Raw genomic sequence first — 4895 nt, 5'->3', positions numbered from 1 at the left:
CCTCCTCCTTCAGGTCGACGAGCGAGTCGCGGAAGTAGTCGTAGGTGTCGACGTCGTTGAACGTGACGCACGGCGAGTAGACGTTCACGAAGCCGAACCCGTCGTGCTCGACGGCCTTCTGGATGATCTCCTGGTGGCGAAGCGCGTCCGAGGAGAACGACTGCGCGATGAACGTCGCGCCCGACGCCAGCGCCAGGGCGTGCGGGTTGACGGGCGGCTGCTTCGGTCCGTCCGGCGTCGTCGAGGTCTCGAAGTCGTCGCGCGAGGTGGGCGACGCCTGTCCCTTCGTCAGCCCGTAGATCCGGTTGTCCATCACGACGTACGTCATGTCGACGTTGCGTCGGACGGCGTGGACGAAGTGGCCCGCGCCGATGGAGTAGCCGTCGCCGTCCCCGCCGGCGACCATCACTTCGATGTCGGGCCGGGCCATCTTGACGCCGGTCCCGACCGGGAGCGCGCGCCCGTGAACGCCGTGGAGCGCGTAGCTGTGCATGTACGTGCCGATCTTGCCGGAACAGCCGATGCCGGCGACGACGAAGGTGTTGTCGGGGTCGTTGCCCGTCTCCGCGAGCGCCTTCATCATGCCGTTCATGGTCCCGAAGTCGCCGCATCCCGGGCACCAGGTCGGCTGCTTGTCGGACTTGAAGTCGGTGAATCGAATGTCTGAGCTCATTGGTTACGCCTCCGCCCCCTCCGCGAGGGTTGCTTTGATCTCCGCTGCGAGTTCGTCGGCCTTGAACCGCACGCCGTTGTACTTGTTGACGCGGTCGACCCGTTCGAGCACGTCGTGCTCGACGAGGTCCGCGAACTGTCCCCGCTCGTTGCACTCCACGACGACGACGTTCTCCGCGGCCGCGACGTCCTCGGAGAGGTCCGGCCGCGGGAAGACGTACGGCACTGAGAGCACCCGCACGTCCTGCCCCTCGTCGTCGAGGAGCCCGACCGCCTCGGCGATCGCACCCTCGTTCGACCCCCAGGAGATCACGAGCGTGTCGGCGTCGGCGTCGCCGAACTCGCGCGGGCTCCAGTCCTCGCGCTCGCGGGCCGTCTCGACCTTCCGGTTGCGCTTGTCGACCTGCGCGACGCGCATCTCGGTGTCCTCGGTCCGGCGGCCCTGCTCGTCGTGTTCGAGGCCGGTGGACATGTGCGCGCCGTCGGCCGTGCCGGGGAACGCCCGCGGCGAGATCCCGTCGTCGGTGATCTCGTGGGGCTGGAAGCCGTCGGTGTCGCTCATGTGGTCGTCGATCGTCGTCTCGTCGACGACGTTCCCGCGGTCGACTTCGACCGCGTCCATGTCGAAGGTCTCCGGGGAGAACGTCTGCTCGGTGACCGCCATCGAGAGGTCGGCGGTGAGGTAGACGGGGAGCTGGTACTTCTCGGCGAGGTTGAACGCCTCGACCGTCTTCCAGAAGCACTCGTCGATCGTCGTCGGCGCGAGCACGAACCGGGGGACCTCGCCGTGGCCGCCGTACAGCATCTGGTTCAGGTCGCCCTGCTCCTGTTTCGTCGGCATCCCGGTCGACGGCCCGGAGCGCATCACGTTACAGATGACGAGCGGCGTCTCCGAGGTGGCGATGAGTCCGAACGTCTCCGTCATCAGGTCGATCCCGGGACCGGAGGTCGCGGTCATCGCACGGGCGCCGCCGCGTGCCGCGCCGAGCGCCATGTTGATCGCGGAGAGCTCGTCTTCCGCCTGGACGACGTGGCCGCCGAAGTGCTCGATCCGGCCGGTGAGGTACGTCATCACGTCGGTCGCGGGCGTGATCGGGTAGCCGGCGTAGAAGCGGCAGCCGGCCGCGATGGCGCCCATGCCGATGGCCTCGTCGCCGTTGAGGAGCACGTAGTCCTCGTCGGTCGTCTCTAGGTCGTAGTCGAACTCGTGGTCGTACTCGTCGGCGACGTACGACCGCCCCGCGCGGGCGGCCTCCTTGTTGTTGTCGACGAGCTTCTGTCCCTTGTCCTTGAACCGCTTCTCCAGCGCGGAGTCGAGGTTCTCGATCGGGAACTCGGCGACCTCGCAGGCGGCGCCGAGCGCGACGACGTTCCGCATGATCGCCCCGCCGGCCTCCTCGGCGAGCCGCTTGAGCGGGACGTCGATCCCGACCATCTCGTCGGGGATCTCGACGTCCTGCATCGTGGTCCGCTCACCGTCGTAGATGACCACCGACCCCTCGTGGAGCTCGTCGAGGTTCTCCTCGATGGTCCGCGGGGTCAGCGCGATGAGCACGTCGAGCCGATCAACGACGCTCTGTACCTTGTCGACGGAGGTCCGCACCTTGTAGGCGGTGTAGCCGCCCCGGATCCGCGAGGCGAAGTCCTTCGACGTGAACACGTGTCGACCCGCCCGAGAGAGCGCTTGCGCGAAGATCTTCCCGGTCGAGTCGATGCCGTCGCCGGCCTCTCCGCCGACGGCCCAATTGAAGTCCGCGGCCATGCTATGACGGGGCTTTCGCCGGACTCATCAAAAGACTTCTGGAAGGAGCCACCGACGCCTTCCCGAACGATCGGTCAGTACATTCCAAATATGACCAGATATATTTTATAAATGAAGAATACATGGATAATAATTGAATAAATGTTTTCTCTAATCCTCACGATCGACCCACTTCGTCGCATCGAGTTTCGACGTTCGTCGAACCGTTACGGCGCGTCCCGGCGTTCGGCCGTCGAGCTCGCGCGCGCCTCCTTGCGCTTTCGACACGGGCAGCACCGACGCGGACGGGAACACGTTTGTGTCCGCCGACCGGATCGGGCGTATGGACACGACAGCGACGGTCAGCGCGGTCGAGTCGGTCGGCCGCGACACGTACGCCCTCCGGTTCGACGCGCCCGACGGGTTCGCGGCCGAACCCGGCCAGTTCGTCAAGCTCGGCACGGAGATCGACGGCGAGTCGGTCGCCCGCTTCTACACCCTCTCGTCGCCGACGGTCGGCGACACGTTCGAGGTCACGGTCGGGATCGACCCCGACGAGGGCGGCGACTTCTCGGCGTTCCTCGCCGGTGCCGAGGCGGGCACGGAGATGACGCTCTCCGGGCCGTTCGGCGACCAGCACTACGACGGCGAGCCGCGCGCGGTCGTCATCGCGGGCGGCCCGGGCGTCGGCCCGGCGGTCGCCATCGCTGAGCGCGCGCTCGACGACGGCGCCGAGGCCGCGGTCGTCTACCGCGACGACGACGTGTCGCACGCCGACCGCTTGGACCGGCTGAAGGAGCGCGGGGCCGCGATCCACCTCCTCGACGCCGACGAGTCTCTCGACGAGGCGGTCGCCGAGGCGCTGACCGGAACCGAGGGCGAGACCGTCTTCGTCTACGGCTTCGCCGATCTGGTGGCCGACGCCGAGGCCGCGATCGAGGCCGCCGGCGGTGACGCCGACGCCGCGAAGGTCGAGAACTTCGGCTAGACGCAATTTACCACGTTCTGGTCGATCGCTTATAATTACCTGAGTGCAGATGGGCTGAGAACACCGCAAAAGCCCCAGTCGCGAGGGCGACGCACGCGGTTGCCACTGGATCTTCGGTGAACACCGCAAAAGCCCCAGCCGTGAGGACGGCGCACGATCGCTGCGCTCCTTGCTCAGTCGCTACCGCTCCTTCGCTGCGGTGCTTGCTGTGCCGTGCTTCGTCCTCGCGGCTGTCCCTTTGATCCCCACCCGACCACAACCGCACCGCGCCTCACTCCTCCCCAACCTCGTCGCTGGCGCGGAACGCGCCAGCGACTCCCTCGCGCGTGCTGTCTCGCGGCCGCCGATGGCGGCCGCTCGCAGGCACGCGCCACCGCGATCCGTCACAGATCAGTCGCCGAAGTAATCGGCGAGTCGCTCCGCGGCCTCGACGGCCCGGGGCGTGACGAGGGCGAACCGGATCCACTCGTCGCGCGCGGACCCGAACGCCTCGCCGGGCATCCCGGCGACGCCGGCCTCGTCCACGAGGCGCTTCACGTTCGTCATCGTCCCAGGGAACCCCTCGAAGCGCGCGAGGACGTAGAAGGCGCCCTCGGGACGGCTGTACTCGGCGCCGGCCGCGTCGAGCGCGTCGGTGAAGGCGTCGACGCGGTCGGCGAGCAGCCCGCGGGACTCGGCGTAGTAGTCGGGCGGCGTCTCCGCGAGCGCGTGCTGGACCGCATACTGCGAGGGGCGCGCGCCGGCGACGTTCACGAGCATGTGTCGCGTCTTCGCGTCGCCGACGTGCTCGTCGGGGAAGACCCCGTAGCCGACCCGGAACCCCGTGATCGCCATCGACTTCGAGAAGCCGCTGGTGACGATCACGCGGTCGGAGTCGAGCGTCAGCGCGGACTCGAACTCGCCGGTCAGGTCGAAGTGGTCGTACACCTCGTCGACCACGACGAGGGCGTCGACCGCGTCCGCGATGTCGACGACCTCGCGGACCGCGTCGAGGCCGTATATCGCTCCGGTCGGGTTGTTCGGCGTGTTCAGGACGATGAGTGCGGTCTCCTCGCTCGCGGCGTCGCGGATCGCCGCGAGGTCGAGGCCGCCGTCGCGCTCGGTCGGGACGAGCGTCGCCTCGCCGCCGAGCATGTCCACCTTGCCGGGGTAGTACGGGTAGACGGGGTCGGTGAGGATCGCCTCGTCGCCCGCGCTGCGCTCGAACGCGCGCGCCATCGCGAGGTAGTTCGCCTCCCCGGTCCCGTTCGTGACGACGACGCGGTCGGCGTCGACGTTCCGGCGCTCGGCGATCGCCTCCCGGAGCTCCAGTAACCCCTCGCTGGGCGGGTACTGGAAGGCGTCCGGCGGGAGGTCGGCGTACTCGCGGAGCGCCTCCCGCAGCGCGGCCGGCGGCTCCCAGTCGGGGTTGCCGCTCACCATGTCGATGACGTCGCCGTCGGCCGCGGCCGCGTACTGCATCACGTGGAAGAACTTCGGCTCCTCGTACTCCAT

The 4895-nt window shown here is 68.2% G+C and carries 4 protein-coding genes; 1 reads left to right on the top strand and 3 read right to left on the bottom strand.

Annotation, left to right across the window (positions count from 1 at the left end):
- Together SD626R_RS12620 and SD626R_RS12615 are read right to left on the bottom strand one after the other, a co-directional pair.
- Positions 1–673 (bottom strand): 2-oxoacid:ferredoxin oxidoreductase subunit beta (locus SD626R_RS12620; protein WP_092566699.1); only part of this gene is annotated, 673 nt, incomplete at its 3' end.
- Between the two features lie 3 nt (positions 674–676).
- Positions 677–2434, bottom strand: coding sequence for a 2-oxoacid:acceptor oxidoreductase subunit alpha (locus SD626R_RS12615; RefSeq protein ID WP_092566698.1), 1758 nt, complete (start codon positions 2432–2434; stop codon positions 677–679).
- A 322-nt stretch (positions 2435–2756) separates the two neighbouring features.
- On the opposite strand from SD626R_RS12615, the gene SD626R_RS12610 reads away from it, so the two are divergent.
- Positions 2757–3401 (top strand): FAD-dependent oxidoreductase, encoded by a 645-nt coding sequence (locus SD626R_RS12610; protein ID WP_092566697.1) that lies wholly within the window; start codon positions 2757–2759, stop codon positions 3399–3401.
- Positions 3402–3791: 390 nt separating this feature from the next.
- Here the strand turns inward: SD626R_RS12610 and SD626R_RS12605 are convergent.
- Positions 3792–4895: pyridoxal phosphate-dependent aminotransferase (locus SD626R_RS12605; protein WP_092566696.1), on the bottom strand; the 1104-nt coding region annotated here is incomplete at its 5' end.

The organism is Halorubrum sp. SD626R (assembly GCF_001261915.1).
Lineage (GTDB): Archaea > Halobacteriota > Halobacteria > Halobacteriales > Haloferacaceae > Halorubrum.
This window is presented reverse-complemented; position numbering and strand designations above follow the sequence as displayed.